Origin of the sequence: Streptomyces sp. NPDC058665 (assembly GCF_042714995.1) — a bacterium.
Classification (GTDB): domain Bacteria; phylum Actinomycetota; class Actinomycetes; order Streptomycetales; family Streptomycetaceae; genus Streptomyces.
Genome location: NZ_JBHXRX010000008.1, coordinates 129,222 through 148,266, shown reverse-complemented (window position 1 = coordinate 148,266; position 19,045 = coordinate 129,222). Strand labels below are relative to the sequence as shown.

16 protein-coding genes and 2 pseudogenes are annotated in these 19,045 nt (G+C 68.2%); 12 read left to right on the top strand and 6 right to left on the bottom strand.

Annotated features, from left to right (window positions below; genetic code table 11):
* Position 1 precedes the first annotated feature (1 nt).
* From ACFWV8_RS07535 to ACFWV8_RS07500, 8 genes are all read left to right on the top strand, one after another.
* Entirely contained in the window at positions 2-415 is a 414-nt protein-coding gene (locus ACFWV8_RS07535) for a roadblock/LC7 domain-containing protein (protein ID WP_329392158.1), read from the top strand.
* Positions 412-789: a DUF742 domain-containing protein gene (locus tag ACFWV8_RS07530; protein WP_329378505.1), complete on the top strand. Its 378-nt coding sequence runs from the start codon at positions 412-414 to the stop codon at positions 787-789. The genes ACFWV8_RS07535 and ACFWV8_RS07530 overlap by 4 nt, the downstream gene beginning before the upstream one ends.
* 10 nt (positions 790-799) lie before the next feature.
* A complete protein-coding gene (locus ACFWV8_RS07525) occupies positions 800-1,381 on the top strand; it encodes an ATP/GTP-binding protein (RefSeq protein ID WP_384198832.1) in 582 nt (193 codons plus the stop codon).
* Entirely contained in the window at positions 1,378-2,685 is a 1,308-nt protein-coding gene (locus ACFWV8_RS07520; RefSeq protein WP_384198831.1) for a cytochrome P450, read from the top strand. The genes ACFWV8_RS07525 and ACFWV8_RS07520 overlap by 4 nt, the downstream gene beginning before the upstream one ends.
* Before the next feature lie 146 nt (positions 2,686-2,831).
* Complete coding sequence (locus ACFWV8_RS07515; protein ID WP_329378511.1) at positions 2,832-3,914, top strand: polyprenyl synthetase family protein; 1,083 nt, start codon at positions 2,832-2,834, stop codon at positions 3,912-3,914.
* 46 nt (positions 3,915-3,960) lie between these two features.
* Positions 3,961-5,598, top strand: a complete 1,638-nt coding sequence (locus ACFWV8_RS07510; RefSeq protein ID WP_384198830.1) for a prenyltransferase/squalene oxidase repeat-containing protein — start codon at positions 3,961-3,963, stop codon at positions 5,596-5,598.
* Positions 5,599-5,607: 9 nt separating this feature from the next.
* A complete protein-coding gene (locus ACFWV8_RS07505; RefSeq protein ID WP_384198829.1) occupies positions 5,608-6,966 on the top strand; it encodes a cytochrome P450 in 1,359 nt (452 codons plus the stop codon).
* A complete protein-coding gene (locus ACFWV8_RS07500; RefSeq protein ID WP_384198828.1) occupies positions 6,963-7,928 on the top strand; it encodes a terpene synthase family protein in 966 nt (321 codons plus the stop codon). The genes ACFWV8_RS07505 and ACFWV8_RS07500 overlap by 4 nt, the downstream gene beginning before the upstream one ends.
* 15 nt (positions 7,929-7,943) lie before the next feature.
* Here ACFWV8_RS07500 and ACFWV8_RS07495 read toward each other — a convergent pair whose 3' ends face one another.
* The 3 genes from ACFWV8_RS07495 to ACFWV8_RS07485 all read right to left on the bottom strand — a co-directional run bounded on the left by ACFWV8_RS07495 (position 7,944) and on the right by ACFWV8_RS07485 (position 14,094).
* Entirely contained in the window at positions 7,944-9,653 is a 1,710-nt protein-coding gene (locus ACFWV8_RS07495; RefSeq protein WP_384198827.1) for a serine/threonine-protein kinase, read from the bottom strand.
* Positions 9,654-9,855: 202 nt separating this feature from the next.
* Positions 9,856-12,825, bottom strand: coding sequence for a family 16 glycoside hydrolase (locus ACFWV8_RS07490; RefSeq protein ID WP_384198826.1), 2,970 nt, complete (start codon positions 12,823-12,825; stop codon positions 9,856-9,858).
* Positions 12,826-13,164: 339 nt separating this feature from the next.
* Positions 13,165-14,094, bottom strand: coding sequence for an AraC family transcriptional regulator (locus ACFWV8_RS07485; RefSeq protein ID WP_384198825.1), 930 nt, complete (start codon positions 14,092-14,094; stop codon positions 13,165-13,167).
* Between the two features lie 163 nt (positions 14,095-14,257).
* Between ACFWV8_RS07485 and ACFWV8_RS07480 the strand changes: the two genes are divergently transcribed.
* The 3 genes from ACFWV8_RS07480 (at position 14,258) to ACFWV8_RS07470 (ending at position 16,586) form a co-directional block, all read left to right on the top strand.
* Positions 14,258-14,650 carry an ester cyclase gene (locus ACFWV8_RS07480; protein ID WP_384198824.1) on the top strand — a complete coding sequence of 131 codons (393 nt, stop codon included), beginning with the start codon at positions 14,258-14,260 and terminating at the stop codon, positions 14,648-14,650.
* Positions 14,651-14,911: 261 nt separating this feature from the next.
* Positions 14,912-15,664 carry an SDR family NAD(P)-dependent oxidoreductase gene (locus ACFWV8_RS07475; protein ID WP_384198823.1) on the top strand — a complete coding sequence of 251 codons (753 nt, stop codon included), beginning with the start codon at positions 14,912-14,914 and terminating at the stop codon, positions 15,662-15,664.
* A 160-nt stretch (positions 15,665-15,824) separates the two neighbouring features.
* Positions 15,825-16,586, top strand: a complete 762-nt coding sequence (locus tag ACFWV8_RS07470; RefSeq protein ID WP_384198822.1) for an SDR family oxidoreductase — start codon at positions 15,825-15,827, stop codon at positions 16,584-16,586.
* 164 nt (positions 16,587-16,750) lie between these two features.
* Here ACFWV8_RS07470 and ACFWV8_RS07465 read toward each other — a convergent pair whose 3' ends face one another.
* The 3 genes and pseudogenes from ACFWV8_RS07465 to ACFWV8_RS07455 form a co-directional block, all read right to left on the bottom strand.
* Positions 16,751-17,026: a MarR family winged helix-turn-helix transcriptional regulator gene (locus ACFWV8_RS07465; protein ID WP_384198821.1), complete on the bottom strand. Its 276-nt coding sequence runs from the start codon at positions 17,024-17,026 to the stop codon at positions 16,751-16,753.
* 1 nt (position 17,027) lies between these two features.
* Positions 17,028-17,188: pseudogene (locus ACFWV8_RS07460) on the bottom strand (IS5/IS1182 family transposase); the annotation flags it as partial.
* 134 nt (positions 17,189-17,322) lie between these two features.
* Complete coding sequence (locus ACFWV8_RS07455; protein WP_384198820.1) at positions 17,323-18,036, bottom strand: SAVMC3_10250 family protein; 714 nt, start codon at positions 18,034-18,036, stop codon at positions 17,323-17,325.
* Between the two features lie 112 nt (positions 18,037-18,148).
* Between ACFWV8_RS07455 and ACFWV8_RS07450 the strand changes: the two are divergent.
* Positions 18,149-18,590: pseudogene (locus ACFWV8_RS07450) on the top strand (transposase family protein); the annotation flags it as partial.
* Between the last annotated feature and the right edge of the window lie 455 nt (positions 18,591-19,045).

Below are 19,045 nucleotides of genomic sequence, written 5' to 3'. Positions count from 1 at the left end.
CATGCCCAACGGCGAGAACGAGACCTGGTACCTGGACCCCATCACCGAGATCCCCGGAGTCCGCCACGCCCTGCTCATGACCCTCGACGGGATGGTCCAGGCCCGGTCCGAGAACCTTTCGGTGGACGACGCGGACGGTGTGGCCGCGATGACCTCCGCCCTGCACGCCGCCTCGCGCGCCGCCGTCATCCCGGCGCTGGGGGCCGCGCCGGACACGCCCATCGAGACCGTCACCGTGAAGATCGCCGAGGGCACCTACATGGTCATGCCGGCCGGTGCCAACACCCTGATCGCGGCCGCGGGTGACGATTCGATGCATATGGGCGTGGTCGTCCACATGATGGCGCGGCAGGCGAAGAAGCTCGGGGAGCAGCACATGTCTGTCTCCGCCCGTAGCCATGACAGCGCGTCATGAGCCGCGGTCATCAGCGGCGCCTGCTTCCGGCGTATCTGGCGACCGGAGCCGGCGGCGCCCCGTTGCCCACCACCCTCGATACGCTGACGGCCCTGCGCGCCAGCGGCCTGCCGCTCGCCGCCTATCACACGCCGGTGCACCGCCGAGTCGTCGAGCTGGTGACGGACGGTTCCCTCACGGCAGTTGAGATCGCCGCCTATCTCGGGCTGCCGGCCAGTGTCGGCCTGATGCTCGCCGAACAACTCGTCAGTGACGGCGTGTTAAGGGCAAGTGTGCCGGTGCCCGATGCTCTCGCCCCCTCGCGCGCCGGTCGGCCGTCGATGCAACTCATGGAAGAGGTGCTGAGTGGACTCCAGTCACTCCGTGTCGCCTAGCCCGCGTCCCGTGTACCTCCCCGAAGGGGACCACCAGAGAGCCAAGATCCTGGTCGCGGGTCCCCTCGGTGTCGGCAAGACGACGGCGATCAAGACGCTTTCACAGATCCCCACGCTCCACACCGACGAAGTCATGACGGACGCTGCGGCCGGCGCCGACGATCTCAGTTTCGTCGGCCTGCGGGACAAAACGACCACCACGGTCGCCATCGACTTCGGCCGACTGACCCTCCCGGGCGGCCGAGTTGTCCTGTATCTGTACGGAACTCCGGGGCAGCGCCGCTTCCTTCCTCTGTGGGAGGGCATCGCCTTCGGGGCCCTTGGCGCACTCGTTCTGGTCGACACCCGGCGCCTCGATGAATCCTTCGAGGTGATGGATCTCATCGAGGAGCGCGGTTTGCCGTACGCCGTAGCAGTCAATACCTTCCCTGACTCCCCGGACTACGACCTGGAGATCGTGCGCAAGAAGCTCGACCTCGCCCCAACCACCCCACTCGTCACCTGTGATGCCCGCGAGATGGACAGCACTCTCGGCGCACTCATCGCACTGACCGCCCATTCCATATCCTCGGCCGGAGTCGGAGCCCCGTGAGTATCACACCACCAGCCGCCACAGCCGTGCCCCTGCACGGGCCCGCGCACGCGGCGAATCCTCAGCACAGCTACGAACTGCTCCGTCTCCAGGGACCGGTGGGCGTCGCGGAGATCGACACCGGTCTCACCGTCCATCTGGTCACCGACTACCGGGCGGCGCTCGAACTTCTCCAGGACACGGCCACCTGGACCAAGGACACCCGCAGTTGGCTGTCCCAGGTTCCGGAGAACAGTCCGATCAGGCCCCTGGTGGAGTGGCGGCCCAGTCTCTTCTTCGCCGACGGCGACGAGCACGCGCACCTGCGCAAGGTGATCACCGACAGCTTCGCCCTCCTCGACCCCAACGACGTCCGGGTTCTGACGTTCCGTTACGCCGACAGGCTCCTCCAGGAGTTCGCGGACACCGGCAAGGTCGACCTCGTCAGCCAGTACGCACAGCAGTTGCCGTTGATGATCTTCAACGCCCTGTTCGGTATGGAGGACGAACAGGGGCCCCCGCTGGTGGGGGCTCTCGCCGCCATGATGGACACCGATCCGGAACAAAAGGCTGCCGGTGCCCAGGCCTTGGGCGCCTACCTGGGAACCCTCATCCAGACCAAGGCCGAAAAGCGCGGCGACGACCTGACTTCCTGGTTCATCGACCACCCCAACGGGCTGAGCCCGGAAGAGGTGATGAACCAGATCATCATCGTCCTGGGTGCGGGGAACGAGACGACAGCCAACCTCATCGCGAACACGTGCGTCCGGATGCTGAGCGACGACAGGTACTTCGGCACGCTCACCACCGGAAGTCTGCCTGTCCAGAACGCCATCGACGACGCGCTCTGGCACGACTCCCCACTGGCCAACTACAGTTTCCACTTCCCCAAGAAGGACATCACTTTCCACGGCACACACATCCCCGCCGGATCCCCCGTCATGGTTTCGTACGCCGCAGCGAACACCTGCCCCCACGCGGGGATCCCGGCCGACGGCTACCGCTCGGGCACCAAGGCGCACCTGGCGTTCGCCGCCGGGCCGCACGCCTGCCCGGCTCGTGATCTCGCCCTGCTGATCGCCACCGCCGCGATCGAAAGGCTCGCCAGCTACCTGCCGGACATCGAACTGGCCGTCCCGGCTGATCAGTTGACCTATCGCGACGGGCCCATCCACCGGACTCTCACGTCACTTCCGGCCACCTTCACTCCCCTGACCCCCGACGCCGAAGGCATCACCCCCTGGAGCCGCGGTTCCGCCGGTCCGAAGACGGACAGCGGGTCGCCGTCGGCCGCAGGCGACCGCGCGTCGGTGGCATCTTCCTAGCCTGCCCTCCCGTGCCGTGTCGCGGTGGTGCCGTCCGCGAAGGACCCGCACCACCGTGACACCCCGGGACGAGCAGTGTCCTGGCCCTGTCCTCTGCCCGAACGGAACCGCCAAGACGGTTCTCGGCCGAAAGGGGATCAACCACCATGACCACCACACGTCCCGGGACCAGTCCGCCGAGCTTCTCGTCCGTACGGCACAAGGTGGGTGCGGCTCTCACCGGATTCCTCGACGCCAAGGACGAAACCGCGCCAGGAACCGAGCTGCTCTATCTGACCACCACCCTGCGCACGTTCCTCACCAGCGGGAAAGGGCTGCGATCCGTACTGTGCGTCTACGGATGGCAGGCCGCCAGAGGCGACGGCGAGATGACGGCCGCCCTGCGCGCTGCCGCGAGCCTTGAACTCTTCCAGGTGTTCGCCCTGGTGCACGACGACGTGATGGACAACAGCGATGTCCGCCGCGGCCAGCCGTCCGCGCACCGGGCGCTGGCCGCCGCGTACACCGACAGCGGCGGTCCCCGCGGCCGTGCGGAGGCACACGGCCTCGGCGCGGCGGTCCTCCTCGGCGATCTGGCACTCGTGTGGTCCGACGAACTCCTCCATACGGCGGGCCTCGACCCGATCAGGCTGGCCCAGGTAACGCCCCTGGTGGCCGACATGCGCAACGAGATCGTGTACGGCCAGCTCCTGGACCTTCAGACCACCGGGCGGCTGACCGGCGACCTCGAAACGGCGCTGCACGTCATCCGCTACAAGACCGCCAAGTACACCGTTGAACGCCCCCTGCATATCGGGGCGGCGGTGGCCGGAGCCGCCCCGGCGGTGCTCGACGCCTGCACCGCGTTCGGCATCCCACTAGGAGAAGCGTTTCAGCTGCGCGACGACCTGCTCGGTGTGTTCGGCGATCCCGCCGAGACCGGCAAACCGATACTGGACGATCTGCGCGAGGGCAAGGCCACCGTACTGATGGCCCTCGCCGTCCAGCGAGCCTCGCCCACCGAGCGCAAGACCTTGCGCGACCTCGTCGGCCGGAGCGACCTCGACGAGGACCAGGCCGCCGAGGTACGAGCGATCCTGGAGTCCACCGGGGCCCGGCAGACCGTGGAAGAAATGATCACCGAACGCCGGGACGCCGCCCTCGCCGCACTGGACGCTGCGCCCTTCCCGGAAGCGGCCTCCGCCCAGCTGCGCCAGATCGCACTGGCCGCCACGGACCGGCAGACATAACCGCGCACCCGCATGCCGTCACCGCAACCGTGAGGTGGAAAAGCCCATGAGCGACACGGTCGTGAACGCGCCCTACTCCCAACAGGCCGCACACCTGGTGGCCAAGGTCGACCAGGACAGATGGGGCAGCGTCCGCCCCTCCTTGTACGAGACCGCCCGGGTCATCTCGGCGGCTCCCTGGCTGCCCGGGGAACCGGGCCGGATCGCCTATCTGCTGAACGAGCAGTCCTCCGACGGCAGTTGGGGTGAAGGACCGGAGCGTTACCGCCTGCTGCCGACGCTCAGCGCCGTGGAAGCCGCACTGGCGGTCCTCCTGCGAGGCACCACCGCCACGCCCGCGGAGACGACCCGGCGGCTCGCTACGGCGGTGGACAGAGGTCTCGCCGCGCTGCGCGCACTTCCCCCGGCAGGACCATGGCCCGACACCGCCGCGGCCGAGATCCTCGTCCCCAGCCTGGTCGCGAGGATCAACGAGCAGCTCCCCCTCATCGCCGACAACGCGTCATCGGTCGACAACAGGACACCGGTCCCCGACAGTTGGCGTCCCGGGCCCCAACTCGCGCTGCCCCACGGCTACGACCGAGCCCTGCCCGAGTACGCGGCGAAGCGGTACGCCTCGGCGGGCGGCCTCCCGGTCAAGCTGCACCACACGTTCGAAGGCATAGCCGCGTACATCCCGCAGACGCTCGTACCCGACAGGCCCGACCTGCTGGGCAGTTCACCGGCCGCCACCGCCGCCCGCGCCGCGACAGCCCCGACATCACCCTCGGCGGGGACCGTCGCCGCCCTCGAATCCGTGGCACGGCGCTACGCGGGTAGCTTCCCCGAGGCGGCCCCGATCCTCGTCTTCGAGCGCCTGTGGGTCGCCGCCGCACTGGCTCGCGCCGGCCTGCCGGCGGTCAGTCTGCCCACCGTGCGGAGATGGGCCGCCGAGATCTACGATCCCCGGGGAGTACGCGGCGCCCCCGGGCTCATGACGGACGCCGACGACACCGCCATGGCCGTGCTGGTGTCCTCACTGGTCGGCCTGCCGCACGGTCCTGAGCCGCTCGACCGGTTCCACAACGGCAGCCACTACGACTGCTACATCGGCGAGGACACCGGGTCCGTCACCGCGAACGCCCACGCCCTCCAGGCGCTCGGCGCCCACCAGCGCCGGCACCCCGGGGCGGAGCGGACCTACGGCCCCCGGACGGACAAGCTGCGCGACTGGCTCGTCGGCCAGCAGCGGCCCGAAGGAACGTGGCCCGACAAATGGCACGCTTCCCCCTACTACGCCACCGCACGGTGTGTGTCCACGCTCAAGCAGTACGGCGGGCAGTACGGCGCGGACCACGCCGCCACGGCCGTCGAGACAGCAGTGGCCTGGACCGTCGACACCCAGCGTGACGACGGCTCCTGGGGGGTGTGGGGCGGTACCGCGGAAGAGACCGCGTACGCCGCACAGATCCTGCTGTCCGCCGCCGAGCACCGGCCACAGCATGCCCGCGCCCTGCACCGCGCGGAGACCTATCTGAACGGCGTCCCGAACACCGGCCACCACCCCGCGCTCTGGCACGACAAAACCCTCTACGCCCCCGGCGCCATGATCGAAGCCGAAGTCCTCGCCGTGCGGGAGCTGCTGCGGACCCGACCCCGCCCGTCCGGGCGGGAGACGACCACACCCACCGACGCGGAAAGGTAGGGCAGACACATGACGACCACCAGCTACGTTCCACCGATCGCGCCCGGGAAGCTGCCGCTCATCGGACACGCCGTACCACTGATCAAGGACCGTCTCGCCTTCGTCCAGAGCCTGCGCGCGCACGGCCCCATCGTCCGCATCACCGTCGGCCCGAAGACACTGACGGTGATCAACTCGGCCGAGCTGATCCACCAGATGCTCACCAGCCAGGCCGACGAATTCACCAAGGGGCTGCTCTTCGAGAAGCTCAAACTCTTCGGCAAGGACGCCCTGCCCGTCGCCGAGGGCAAGCCTCATCTGCGTCGACGCCGCCTGATGCAACCGGCGTTCCACCGCGAGCAGATCGCCGGCTACGTCAGCACGATGCGGGAAACCGTGCGGCCGTACATCACGGCGTGGGACGGCGGAAGCCCACTCGACCTGAAGACCGAGATGCAGCTCATGACCCAGGGCGTCGTCATGTCGGCCCTGTTCTCCGCGAGGCCCGAGCGGGATCCCGCCCACGAGATCCTCGACAGCGTCGACACCGTCTTCAGGACCGCCCTGCGGCGGGCCCTGCTGCCCATATCCGCCCTGGAACGACTGCCCACCCGGCGCAATCGGAAGGCGGACGCCGCCGGCGGCACGCTGCGCACCTCGGTCACCGACATCATCGCGGAACACCGGGCGCACCCCGAGGCGTACGACGACATCGTGTCGCTGCTCCTGACCGCGCAGGACGAGACCGGCGCGACACTGCCCGACGACGAGATCCTCTCGGAGGTCACCGCGCTGCTCGCCGCGGGCTCCGAGACCACCGCGGTCGTCCTCGCCTGGCTGTTCCACGAGCTGGGCCGCAACCCGGAGTTGGAGCGCCAACTCCACGAGGAGGTCGACGCCGTCCTCGCCGAAGGCCCGCTCACCGCCGAGCGCGTTCCCCGCCTCGTCCTCACCCGCAGGCTCGTCAGCGAGACCCTGCGGCTGTACAGCCCCGCGTGGCTCGTGACCCGACAGGCCATCTCGGACGTGACACTGGGCGAGTTCACCCTGCCCGCGGGCTCGGACGTGATCTGGAGCGCCTACGCGCTGCACCGCGATCCCGCCCTCTACCCCGATCCCCTGCGCTTCGACCCCGACCGCTGGCTCCCCGAACGCCCCCAGCCGCCGAAGGGCGCCTTCATCCCCTTCGGTTCCGGCAAACGCATGTGCATGGGCGACGCGTTCGCCTGGACCGAGGCGACCATCATCACCGCAATGGTCGCGCACCGCTGGCGGCTGCGGCCGACCCCTGGCACCGTACGCCCGGTCGGAGAGATCACCACACGCCCCTCTTCCCTTCACATGGTGCCGGAACTCAGGCATCACACCGTCGCGGGAGAGGCCCGATGAACGACGCGATCCGCACCCACTCGCGTGCTGCCCTGCCGATGCCCGATCTGCGGGGCTCCTTTCCCGGTCCCTTCCCGGCCAGCGCGTACAGCGACGACATCGAGCGCCACGCCGCGCGGTGGCTCCGGACGTACCCGCTCGTCGACTCGGAGCGCGCGCTGGGCGCCCTGTCCCAGATCACCGGCCAGGGCGTGGCCCGCACCTTCCCGACGGCCGGGCGGGACGACCTCTTCCTCTGCGCCGACCTCTTCCTGTGGCTCACCGCGTTCGACGACGCGCACGGTGAGGCCACGGGGGCCCGCGACCCGGCTCGACTGGCCCGCGTGATCGGTGACTGCGTCCACCTCATCGCCGGCCACGACGAGCCAGCGAGCGGCCCAAGTACCTTCACCGACGCGCTGGGTGACCTGCTGGCCCGATTTCGGGAGCGGGCCACACCCGTTCAGTATCTGCGGCTCACCGCACACCTGCGGGACAACCTCTTCGGCATCCTCTGGGAGGCGCACCACTTCAACAGGCCCGATCACATCACCATGCGCGACTATCGCGCGATGCGGCCGCACACGGTCTTCGTACGGACCGTCGTCGCGACGGGTGAGGTCTTTCTCGGGTACGAACTGAGCGAGACCGAGAGGTCGTTGGCGCCGGTCCGAGAGCTGGAGACGGCTGTCGCCGACCTCGCCGGCTGGATCAACGACCTCGCCTCGTACGCGAAGGAGACAGCCCGGGACGGGCCGTGGACGCTCAGCCTGCCCTCGCTGCTGATGCGACAGCACGACTGCGACCTCGAAGAGGCGTTCCGGCTGGCCTCCCGTATGTGCGAGCGGCGGGCCGAGGTGGCCGCCGCCCGAATCGTCGAACTGTCAGCCGGCGAAGGCCCGCTGTCCGATCACGCGCAGGCTCTCAAGTCCGTCGCGTCCTCCTACGTCTGGCACATCCATCACTCCCGCTACCAGGTCTAGGGCGTGTCTTTCGGCTCAGGCGTGGAAGCCGTTGCAGCCGATGGTCTTGTACTTGGCGGGGCCGCCCTGCACGTGATGGAGCACCACGGTCCAGTCGCCCGGGTCGTCGTTCACCGGGATCGCGTCGAGGGTTCCGTCGTCGAAGTGGGCCCGGAAGTCGTCGGGGTACTGGAGCTTGATGGTTCCGCCGGACGACCACCGGGAGTAGAGGTCGACGGGTTTGCTGGTGAAGCCGACGTCCTTTCCGGCCGAGTCGAGGGGGCGGCCGGTGGCGCGGTCGATCTTGTGGGGAGGGCGTACCGCGATGGACACGTAGTACGGTGCCGGGCGCTTTCCGCTCCCGGCGGCCTGGGGGCGGACGGACACCGATGCGGTGCCCGAGCCGCTGGTGTAGGAGACGGAGGACTGGAGGCCCGCCGGCGGTGTGGAGTCGACGAGACTGGCCAGGTCGCAGGAGCCGATGCCCTGGGCGGCCTGTTCCGGATCGTCCGACAGGGCCCAACGGTCCTGCGACTCACGGTCGTTCACGATGTGGTCGGGTGGGCCGTCCGGCTGGTCCGCCTGGTCCGCCTGGTCGTCCTTGGCGGCAGGCCGGTCGGTGGTGGTGCCGCCGGTGGTGCCGGTGGTGGGCGCCGCCTCGGGGTCCTGATCGTCGTCGCCCTGTCCGTGGAGCAGCCAGAGCCCCAGCGGTACGAGGAGCGCCACCGCGCAGACCGCGAGCAGGCCCCTGCGACGCGCGGGCCGGGCGGGGGCCGGCGGCTGAGGGTCCGGGGCGGCGTAGGGGGTGGTCTCGGGGTCCCCCCACCGCCAGGACTCCGCCGACCGCGCGGTGGACACGGCCTCGGGCTCGGGCTCGGACACGGGCTCGGGTACGGCTTCGGTATCGCGGGCCACCGACCGGTAGTGCGCGTCCGCGGTCAGCGCCGAGTCCACCGCGCATCCGGCGATCACCGTGGCCAACTCGGGCCGCTCGCCAGGGTCCTTGGCGACGCATCGCCGGATCAGCGCGGCCAGATCGTCCCGTACGCCCGTCAGGTCTATGTCCTCGTGCACGGTCCGGAAACTCACCGCCGAGGCGTCCCCGCCGCCGAACGGGGGCCGGGCGGTGGCCGCGTAGGCGATCGTCGCTCCCAGCGCGAAGATGTCCGCGGCCGGGGTGACCTCATTGCGCAGCAGCACTTCGGGCGCGGCGTACCCGGGTGTACCCGGCGCCATTCCGACCTGCGTGAGCGCCGTCCACTCCTGCCCCCGTGCGATCCCGAAGTCGATCAACTGCGGTCCCTGCGGCGCGAGGATGACGTTCTGCGGCTTCAGATCCCGGTGCGTGACCCCGTGCCGGTGGACGGTCGCCAGCCCTTCGGCGAGCGCGGCGAACAGCCGCAGCGCGCTCTCGGGCGGGAACGGCCCGCTCGCGCGCACCGCTTCACGCAGCGTGGGTCCTGGCACGTACTCGGTGGCCAGCCAGTACGGGGACGCGTCGAGCGACGCCTCGATCAACTGGGCGGTGTAGGGGCTGCGTACGGTTTCCATGGTCGCGGCTTCCCGCCGGAACCGGGCCAGCGATTCCGGATGGTCGCTGATCTCGTCCCGGATCACCTTCACGGCCACCAGCCGGCCGCCGGGCGAGCGGCCGAGATACACCTGTCCCATGCCGCCCGCGCCAAGCCGGGCGAGTATCTGCCACACGCCTATGCGCGCGGGATCCTGGGGTCGCAGCTCATCCACCTGTAGGACTCTGCCACAGCCGAGAATCCCGCGGGGCGGGAGGGGCGCACAGGTGAGCGTCAACCGGTCCCCGAACTCATCGCGCCAACAGGCCGGTTCCCGGCTGCGCGCCTGCTTTGGTACCGACCATCACGCGCACACGCTCGTGGCGGACCCGCCGCAGTGCTGGAGCGGGTCCGCCACGAGAGGTGGCGATGGTGGTTCAGAGCCGTTCGATCCAGATGTTGCGGAATCTCGGGTTCGCACCGGGGTCCCCGTGGTCCTGCAACTTGATGTGGCCGGGTGCCGGGCCTTCCGGCCGGCCGGCCCCGGTGCTGCCCGTGATGGCCACGTCCTTGTGCACCAGCTTGCCGTTCCAACGGAGGCTCACGCGCGCGTTCTCCACCTTCTCCCCCGCGCTGTTGAAGCGAGCCGCCCGGAACTCGATGTCGTAGCTCTGCCAAGTACGCGGCGCGGTGGCCGCGTTGACGTCCGGCGCCTTCTGCCGGTAGATCGCGCCGGCATCGTCGTTACGGGGCGTTTTGACCCCGAAGGACTCCAGTACCTGCATCTCGTAGCGCTCCTGGATGTAGACGCCACTGTTGCCGCGGGCCTGTCCGGTCACCTCCGGGGGGTAGTCCGGCTGGTACCACTCGGCGTGCATCCGGAAGTCGCCGAACTTCTCCTTCGTACGGATGTCCCCGCCGAGCGACTCCACCGAGCCGTCCGCCACCGGCCACTTCGCCGGACCGCCGGCCGCCGCCTCCCACGCGTCGAGGTTGGACCCGTCGAACAGAGTGGTGCGCTTCGTCGGAGTGACGGTGAGGTTGTCGAGGTTCACATGGCCGTCGTCCGCGGACTCGTAGACGTAGGAGACGGTGTTCGCGCCCTTCCGCAAGGGCACCGACTCGACGTGGGTCGCCCAGGTGTTCCAGGTGCGTGTACTGTCCAGCCAGATCTGTTTCAGGCGCTCGCCGTTGACATACACACTCATCGACCTGGGGACGGGCTCCGGGTCGGAGTTCATTCCGCTCGCGTACCGCAGGGCGAGGTCGTGCCGGCCGGCCTTGTCGGCTCGGACGGCGAAAGTGGTGCGGGCGCCCGGTTCCCAGTTGCGGTCGATGAACCCCGCGCCGGAGTAGCCGGAGTGGTTGTCGTTGAACCCGGTCCCGCCGTCCAGCGACGCGGACTCCGCCTCGTACACCGGCGGCGGCTTGGAGCCGTTGGGCAGTGTGTTGAGGCTGTACCACGCCTCGGTGCTCCACAGTTCGGCACCGGACTCCGCGGCGAACGGACGCGGGGACTGGACGTGTACGACCCGGCCGGGCCGCAGGCCCTCCATCTTCAGCGTCACGGTCTTGCGATCGGCGGACAGTGTCGCCGAGGTGATGTCGAGGGTCTCCTCGTCGACCTTCGGGCCGCCGTACCTCGGAGTCGCCACGTAACGCCACTGTTCGGCGGTGTACTTGGCCACCAGGTCCTCGGCGGTCTCCTCGGACAGCGGCTGGGTGTACTCGATCGTGAAGCCGCCATTGACCGCGCGCATGGCGCGCATGTCGAACGCGTCGTCGCCAGTGAGCGAGAGCTTCTGCAGGCCGTGCTTGAGCTTGCCCTGCTGGCCCCAGTTACCCGTGTCGCCGATACCGCCGGTGTAGATCGCCCCGTCCGGCCCGAGGCTGATCCGGCTGACCCCGGCCTCCAGGCCCTGCGTCATACGGAAGACCGCGCCCTGGTACTCGCCGCCGACCTTCTCCAGGTACGCCCGCTGCAAGCCGCCGTACGTCACGTCACCGAACACCATCTGGCCGGCGAAAGGGCCCTTGGGCAGTACGAGGGGATTACTCGGCGAGTTGGAGATCTCGCCGTGCGGCAGCCAGAGCACAGGCTCGGTCACCGGCTGGCTGTCGTACACGCCGTCGGGGTTCGTGTGGTGGTTGTAGAAGGCGCCCTGCTTGATCCGCACCAGCTTCGAAGTCGGTACGTACGCGCCCTGGTTGTCGGTGACGAAGATGTCGCCCTCCGGGCCCCAGCCGAGGCCGTTCGGTGTGCGCAGCCCTCCGGCCACGTAGGACACCTTCCCGGTGTCCTTGTTGATCTTGAGGGTGCTGCCGCGGTTGGGCACGAGCTGTGGGTCCCTGGTCGCGCCACCGGGAACCATGGCGATGCCCGTGCTGACGTAGAAGTGGCCCTTCTCGTACAGCAGGCCGAACGCGAACTCGTGGTAGTTGCCGCCGAACGGCCACGTCGCGATCGTCCGGTACTCGTCGGTGACCTCGTCACCGTCCTTGTCGATCAGCGCGGTCAGACCGTCCTTCTCGGACACATAGAGGGTGCCGTCGACGTACTTGAGGCCCATCGGCTCCAACAGGTCCTTGGCGACCAGCTTCTTGGTCACCTTCGACGGGTCGGTGGCGCCGGTGACGTTGTCGAGCAGGTACACCTCGCCGAGTTCGCTCTCCCTGCTGCCGCCCCAGGTGCTGATGGCCATGCGGCCGTCCGGCAGCCAGTCCATGCCGGTGACCTGTGGCTCGAAGCCGTCGGGACGCAGGTTCGTCAGCGTGTAGTCGGGGTGCACGCCGTTCAGCGGCAGGCCGTCGCCCGGCGACTCGTCGACGCCCTCGCACGTCTTGCGCCCGGGGGAAGTGACCCGGGTGACATCGGCGTCGGTGCTCAGCGCGGACGTGGGCACGCGGGAGAACCCGGCCGCACCTGGCGGTTGCCACTCCAGCAGGAGGCGCTGCGTGAAGGCGCCGTCCCAGTGGTCGATGCGCAGCGGGTGAGGCCCCTCGGACAGATCGACCGAGCCGTCCTTCGGCTGAGGGCCGTGCTTGCCGCCGTTGTCGATGATCTCCGTGCCGTCGACGATCAGCCGGGATCCGTCGTCGCTGGTGATACGGAAGTTGTGCTTGCCGGGCGTCTGGATGTTGAGGTAGCCGGTGACCTCGGTGACGAAGTTCTCGCCCATCCCGAAGTCTTCCGGGGTGGTCCAGTCGATCGTCGGCTTCAGCTGGTCGATGTTGGGTGTCTGGCCGGGTTTGAGCGTGCAGAAGTCCTCAAGAGGCACCTGCACGTCGAACACCCGCATGGTCACACCCGGTTGCTGGGGTGGGATGTCGGGAGGCTGTGCGGCGGCCTGGCCTGGAACGAGGGGCACGAGGAACAGTGCTGAGAAGAGTGCGACGAACGGCCGCATAGGCCTTCCTCCTTGAGGGCCGAGGCAGCCGGCGGTCCAGTGGCTGACGGGCTGCCGCTCTCAGTGAAGGGCAGCCCTCACTGAAAAGGCAACAGTCGGGAAAGCGCTTTCTATACAACGCTGGAAAGATTGTGCGCCATTGGCGGCCGGAGGGCGTGTGTCGGCCGACCGTAGCTGCGAGGCCTGAGAACGAGGCGGTTAGGTGGTCGGGATCGACGGGATGCCTATGTCAGGAAGCGCTATCATTCACGGTGGGGCAATGGGTGAGAACGACACGGCGCCTCCGGGCACTCTCGGCCCGCCGGCGAAGAACAGGAGAGGCCGCGGGGCGCGCCTCCTTCAGCTTCCGTTCGCGGCCGAGTGCGCCGGCTGCCGTGCCTGGCTCCGGAACTGTGCGGGCGATGATCCGACCACGCGGCGGAACGTGGTGCTGAACGCGCTCTCGGACCGGTAGCCCGTTTCCCGTGCGAGCTCGGAGATCGACAGGGTGTCGCGGGCGAGGGCGTCGCGCGCGAGGCTCATGCGCCATTGGATCAGGTACTCCAACGGCGGGACCCCGACATGGTTCTTGAAGGCCTGGGCGAACGCGGAACGCGACATGTGGCTGATCTCGGCGAGCTCCTTGAGGCTCCAGGAGTGGGCCACGTCCGCGTGCACGGCACGCAGGGCGGCACCGATGCCGTCCTCGTTCAGGGCGCCCAACCAGCCGGTGGGCCGGTCCGTCTGACCGGCGTGAGCGCGCAGCATGTGCACGAGCAGGATCTGTGCGAGGTGGTTCTGCACCAGCGGGCCGCCAGCGGCGGCGACCCCGACCTCGGTGGCCAGGAGATCGATCAGCTGCGCGAGCCGCCCGCCATGAGGATCGGCCACGCGGACGATCACGAGCGGCGGCAGAAGATCGGTCAGGAGGGCCGCGTTCTTGTCGTCGAACGCGATGTGCCCGACGCAGAGATAGAGGTCCTCCTCGGACTCCGGGCCGATCCGCACGAACCCGTCCTCGGCACCCGCCAGCACCGGCCCCGCGGGGCGCGGGTTCGCGTCGGGCGTGCTGGCAAGCACGTACGGCGGCGGGTTGCCCAGCATGAAGGTGTCACCCTCCCGCAGGAGCACCGGCTCGTGCCCTTCGAGGACCAACCAGCAGGTGCCGCGCACGAGGCCCCCGATCCGCACGTGCAGGAACGGGTCGAAGCGCAGGGCCCACTCGCCCGCGGCCAGGAGACTGGGCCCGATCACCGTGCGGGGGCGGAGCAGGCCGATCGCGTCAGCCACTGGATCCCGAAAACCGAGCACCGACGACACCTCCTGGACGATACGTAAAGAATATCGGACTTTGCATCATGGATAGTATCCCCGATCTCCCGCAGTATCGATGTCGCAGGTGAACAATGAGTACACAAGTGCAGCCCGCGGACACCGGGTGAGAAAGGCAGTCATGTCCGACTTCAATATTCGCGAGTTCTACGACCGCTACTGCGATGCGCTCAACGCGCATGAGTTCGACCGCATGGACGAGTTCGTCGACGAGTCCATCCTCTCGCACGGCCAGCCGGCCACTCGCGCGGATGTCGTCGCGGCGCTCAAGGGCATCACCGACGCGGTTCCCGACATGCACTGGGAGATCAAAGAGGTGGCGATCCACGGTGAGATCCTGGCCTGCCACTCCGTCAACCACGGCACCCCCACGAAGGAATGGCTCGGGGTGGCCCCCACCGGCGCTCCGATCGAGATCGACGAGTTCGCCCTGTACCGGATCCATGACGGAAAGTTCGTGCAGATGTCCAACGTCCACGACGTCGAGGCACTGAAGAAGCAGCTCGCGGGCTGACCCGGGCGGGCTCAGCCATGCGGAGCCCGCCGCCTGCGGCGCCCCGCCCGGACGGGCGGGGCGCCGCACGCCGGCGTGTGCGCGGAGGCTGTCCGCGAGGTGTCGGCCACTGGATCCCGAGATCCCGACATCCGAGCACCGACCACAGGTCCTGGACGATACGTAAAGAATGCCGGACTCTGCATCATGGATAGTATCCCCAATCTCCCGCACTATCGATGTCGAACGGATCGGCAACGAGAGAGTGATGGAGACACCCACATGGGACAGCTGGAAGGCAAGACGTCGGTGGTCACCGGGGGCAGCACCGGTATCGGTCTGGCCACCGCCGTACGGCTGGCGGACGAGGGCGCGTACGTCTTCGTCACCGGCCGACGCCAGTCCGAACTGGAGGCCGCCGTCAAGACCATCGGAGCGGACCGGGCCACCGCGGTCGTCGGCGACATCTCGAATCCGGAGGACCTGGACCGGCTCTACGAGGCGGTCCGGGCCCGAGGCAGGGGCTTGGACGTGCTCGTGGCGAACGCGGCGGTCGGTGCGTTCGTGACGCTGGAACAGACCACCGAGGAGCACTTCGACCAGACCTTCGCGGTCAACGTCCGAGGCACGCTGTTCACCGTGAAGAAGGCGTTGCCGCTGCTCAACGAAGGAGCGTCGATCGTCTTGGTCGGTTCGACGGCCGGCGACCGCGGAGTAGAGGCGTTCGGCGCGTACGCGGCATCGAAGGCGGCCGTCCGGTCCTTCGCACGGACATGGTCCAACGAGCTCAAGGACCGTGGCATCCGGGTCAACGCGATCTCGCCGGCATGGATCGAGACCCCCGGGGGCACCGCCGCATTCGGCGACGAGGAGACCGCGCGGGCCGTCAAGGAGAACGTCGCCGCGACGGTGGCCAAGGGCCGTATGGGCCGGCCTGAAGAGGCCGCCGCAGTCGTGGCGTTCCTCGCCTCGGAACAGAGCAGCTACGTCGTCGGCGCGAACATCTACGTCGACGGAGGCACGAACCAGATCTGAGCAGGCACCCCACCGCCCTCACCTGCCCGAGCGGGACGCGGTGGGCGTGTACGTCGGCCGGTCCTCTCCCGCGCTCCTCGGCGGACAGGCGGGGACCGGCCCTCGGCGGGACAATGGTCGCTGGGGGACGACGGCAGCCCCTTGGAGGCGGTGGCAGCTCATGAACGCGACGGCGAGCGCTCCGGGAGCCGCGGGCCCGGCGGACATGGCGGGCCAGACCGTGGTGGTGATCGGCGGCAGCGCCGGGATGGGGCTGGAGACCGCCCGCCTGGCACGGTCCCGCGGCGCGGACGTGGTGCTGGCCGGCCGCAACCCCGAGCGGCTGGCACAGGCAGCGGCCGAGGTCACCCCCGTCAGCACGGCGGCCTTCGACGCCACCGACAGCGACAGCCTCCGGACGTTCTTCGAGGAGCTGCCCGGACCCGTCGACCATGTCCTGAGCACCGCGGGCACCCCCTCGTACATGCCGCTGGACGGCATGGACCTCGCCGAGGCGGTGCGCGGCTTCGACGAGCGCATGGCACTGACGCTCGGCATCGCCCTCTACAGCCGTGCCAAGGTCCGCGCTGGGGGCACGCTGCTCTTCGTCGGTGGCACGGGCGGCCGACGCCCCGCTGTCGGGATGTCGGTCTTGTCGGCCATGACCGCGGCGCTGCCTCCCCTGGTCGCGAACCTGGCACTGGAGATGGCGCCGGTCCGGGTGAACCTCATCGCCGCCGGCTTCGTCGACACGCCCCTGTCGGCCTCACTCCTGGGCGATCAACTGGAGGCGCGGCGCGAGGAGTTGCGCACGAAGCTGCCGATCCGCCGGGTGGTCGGCCCCGCCGACGTCGCGGCCCTGGCCGTACACATCATGGTGAACGAGGCGCTGACCGGCGCGACTTACGACATCGACGGCGGCCAGCAGCTCCTCCCGGGCTGAGACAGGGGGCCTCGCCGCCTACCGCGACGCCACGTTGTTCAAGGTCGTCTACGGGTGGGGGCTTCGCCGAACCGAGACGTTCGAGGCACACCGCGACGCCCTGTCGGGCCAGCGCATGAGCAAATCGCGACCGATGGCTGCTACGTCGTGAAGTTCGCCGAATCTCACGCCGGACCTGGGGTCGGTTCGAGCGCTTTCCTCAGGAGACTCACCAGGTTGAGCAGGTCATCGGTGTCCAGACGGGCGAAAGGGCTCAGAGCCAGTGTCGCCTCGATCACCGCGGCTCGTACCCGCCGACCGTCCTCCGTGAGCGCTACGACGCGTGAACGGCGGTCGGCGGGGTCGACGGAACGTTCGACGAGTCCCCGACCGGTGAGCTGATTCATGACGAAGCTGAGGTTGGGTGCGTTGCAGTACAGTCGGCCGGCCAATTCCTTCATCGAGGGCGGCGCCCGGATAGCCGCCGTAAGCGATGGTCATCGTCGTACCGACGGTGTCCCTCGCGCCGGATTCCGCCCACGCCTTGCAGTCGTTGCGGTTACCGGGCAGCGACCGACCACGACGACCAGCCGGGTGTCGGCGTCGATGACGACTTGATGGTCGCGAACATGAGGATCAAGCTCCTGGGCTGCACGGCCGTGGCCGGCAACAACTACACCGAGGACCGCATTCAGAACTGACGCTCATCACGAGGCGCCCACCTGAGCCGTGAGAACCTTTTCCTTATCGGCTGGATCTACCACTTCGGATTCCACGGCCCAATTTCTACATAGAGAGGGCTCCCTACGATGAGTGGACCAATTTGATATCCGCTGTTCGGCCAGATGCAGGGAGGCTGAAGGAGGAGGATACGAGCTAGGCCGCTAAGTCGCACAGCAGGGAGAAGTTTATTTTCTCTATGAAGTCGACGGATAGTCGTTTCAAGTGCCAACCGCGGCAGCTCCCAGTAGACCTGGAGCCTACGCCCATCTCCGACCACATAATCGGGGTCATCCTCCAGGTGATCCGCAGTAGATGACAGCCAATCTAATGCTGAGGTGTAATGCGTCGTTGCCTGCGGCGCTTCCCCAACCATGTGGTGGGCACTGCCGAACAGGAACAGACCGCCGGCCTCAAAGATTCCCGAGGTGTAAAAAATCGCCGCATGCTCGCCCGAAAAATTAGCGACTCGACCGTAGCGCATTTTGTAATCAAATTGGAACCAGTCCCCCACCTCCCATGGACGTCGCAGTTCAGATAGAGGCGCCGATTTTTTCGTCAAGTGCTTAGCCACACGCGCCAATTTTCGGAACTGACCTCCTTCCTCGCCCTCGATAGAGGGCGAGGAAGCCATGCGGACCGAGGCGCCCAGCCCAGAGAGCTCCACCTCACTCGGCACCACGCCCCATTTCCTACCCGGAAGGTAGAAATGTTCGAGTTTCCTCGGTGACCAGTACAGAATTTCTTTCACGCCCGCCCCGCTGCCCCTCTAGACGCGTGAGGCACATGAAGATGCCACACCAACTCGACGCATTCTAAGGGTTGTTCTGCAACCGCAGGTCACGCAATGAGATGATCTTGGTGTGGCTGGTGTGATCACGGCGTCGGAGCCTTCCTGGATAACCCCGTGCACCGGGCTGAGCCCGCGCTGCTTCGGCAAGCTGGTGACGGTTTTACGGCGCCAAGGCGCGGACGCGGTCCGCGAGGGTCGGCCATGGAGCCTCCCGCTGGAGGACCGGGCCCTACTGGTCGCGGCGTACTGGAGAACCAACCTGACGACGCGCCAGCTTGGGCTGCTCTTCGGGGTATCCAAGTCGGCGGCGGATCGGATCTCGGATCATCGACCACCTTGGACCGCTGCTCGGGCTTCGCCCTCGCAAGCGTTTCGCCAAGGACACGGTGCTCATCGTCGACGGCACCCTGGTCCCCACCGGTGACCACACCGTCGCCGACACCCGCCGTGTCGTCGTGGTCGGCCGACCGCTCCCCGGGAACCGCAACGACTGCAAGGCATGGGCGGAATCGCACAGATGCACAACCTCGCCCTCGCCGGATAGATCAAAGGGCTTCATTGCGATCAACCACCCGAGACATCTCGGAGAGCTTTTACGGGACAACTCTTTCGAGGCTGTGCAGGCGTGCGGGCCCGGGCGTACTTGCCGGCGGTGCGGAGGTTCAGGCCGAGCGCCCGTGCCACGGAGCTGTGACTCTGTCCGGTGCGGGTCAGGGCGATCGGGCGGGAGAGTTTCGCAACAAAGTGCGACACGTTCAGCTCGGCGGCTAGCTGCCTCTCTTTCCCGGGGAGCGCCCCCAGGAAGACCACCTGATCTACGTGTTGTGAAAGATGCTGCGCTACTGCCGCTCCCATTCCGCTCATTGCGCCGGCGAGAAGTGCTTTTTACTGTGGGTCGGGCGAGGTAAGCGAGGCCCACCCAAACCCGCCCGCGGACCGGGTAAGAAGAGGCCCCGGCAACGACCAA

Coding starts and splice junctions, on each gene's coding strand:
- ACFWV8_RS07535 (WP_329392158.1), top strand. CDS start 2: ATGCCCAACGGCGAGAACGAGACCTGGTACCTGGACCCCATCACCGAG.
- ACFWV8_RS07530 (WP_329378505.1), top strand. CDS start 412: ATGAGCCGCGGTCATCAGCGGCGCCTGCTTCCGGCGTATCTGGCGACC.
- ACFWV8_RS07515 (WP_329378511.1), top strand. CDS start 2,832: ATGACCACCACACGTCCCGGGACCAGTCCGCCGAGCTTCTCGTCCGTA.
- ACFWV8_RS07510 (WP_384198830.1), top strand. CDS start 3,961: ATGAGCGACACGGTCGTGAACGCGCCCTACTCCCAACAGGCCGCACAC.
- ACFWV8_RS07505 (WP_384198829.1), top strand. CDS start 5,608: ATGACGACCACCAGCTACGTTCCACCGATCGCGCCCGGGAAGCTGCCG.
- ACFWV8_RS07500 (WP_384198828.1), top strand. CDS start 6,963: ATGAACGACGCGATCCGCACCCACTCGCGTGCTGCCCTGCCGATGCCC.
- ACFWV8_RS07490 (WP_384198826.1), bottom strand. CDS start 12,825: ATGCGGCCGTTCGTCGCACTCTTCTCAGCACTGTTCCTCGTGCCCCTC.
- ACFWV8_RS07480 (WP_384198824.1), top strand. CDS start 14,258: ATGTCCGACTTCAATATTCGCGAGTTCTACGACCGCTACTGCGATGCG.
- ACFWV8_RS07475 (WP_384198823.1), top strand. CDS start 14,912: ATGGGACAGCTGGAAGGCAAGACGTCGGTGGTCACCGGGGGCAGCACC.
- ACFWV8_RS07470 (WP_384198822.1), top strand. CDS start 15,825: ATGAACGCGACGGCGAGCGCTCCGGGAGCCGCGGGCCCGGCGGACATG.
- ACFWV8_RS07465 (WP_384198821.1), bottom strand. CDS start 17,026: ATGAAGGAATTGGCCGGCCGACTGTACTGCAACGCACCCAACCTCAGC.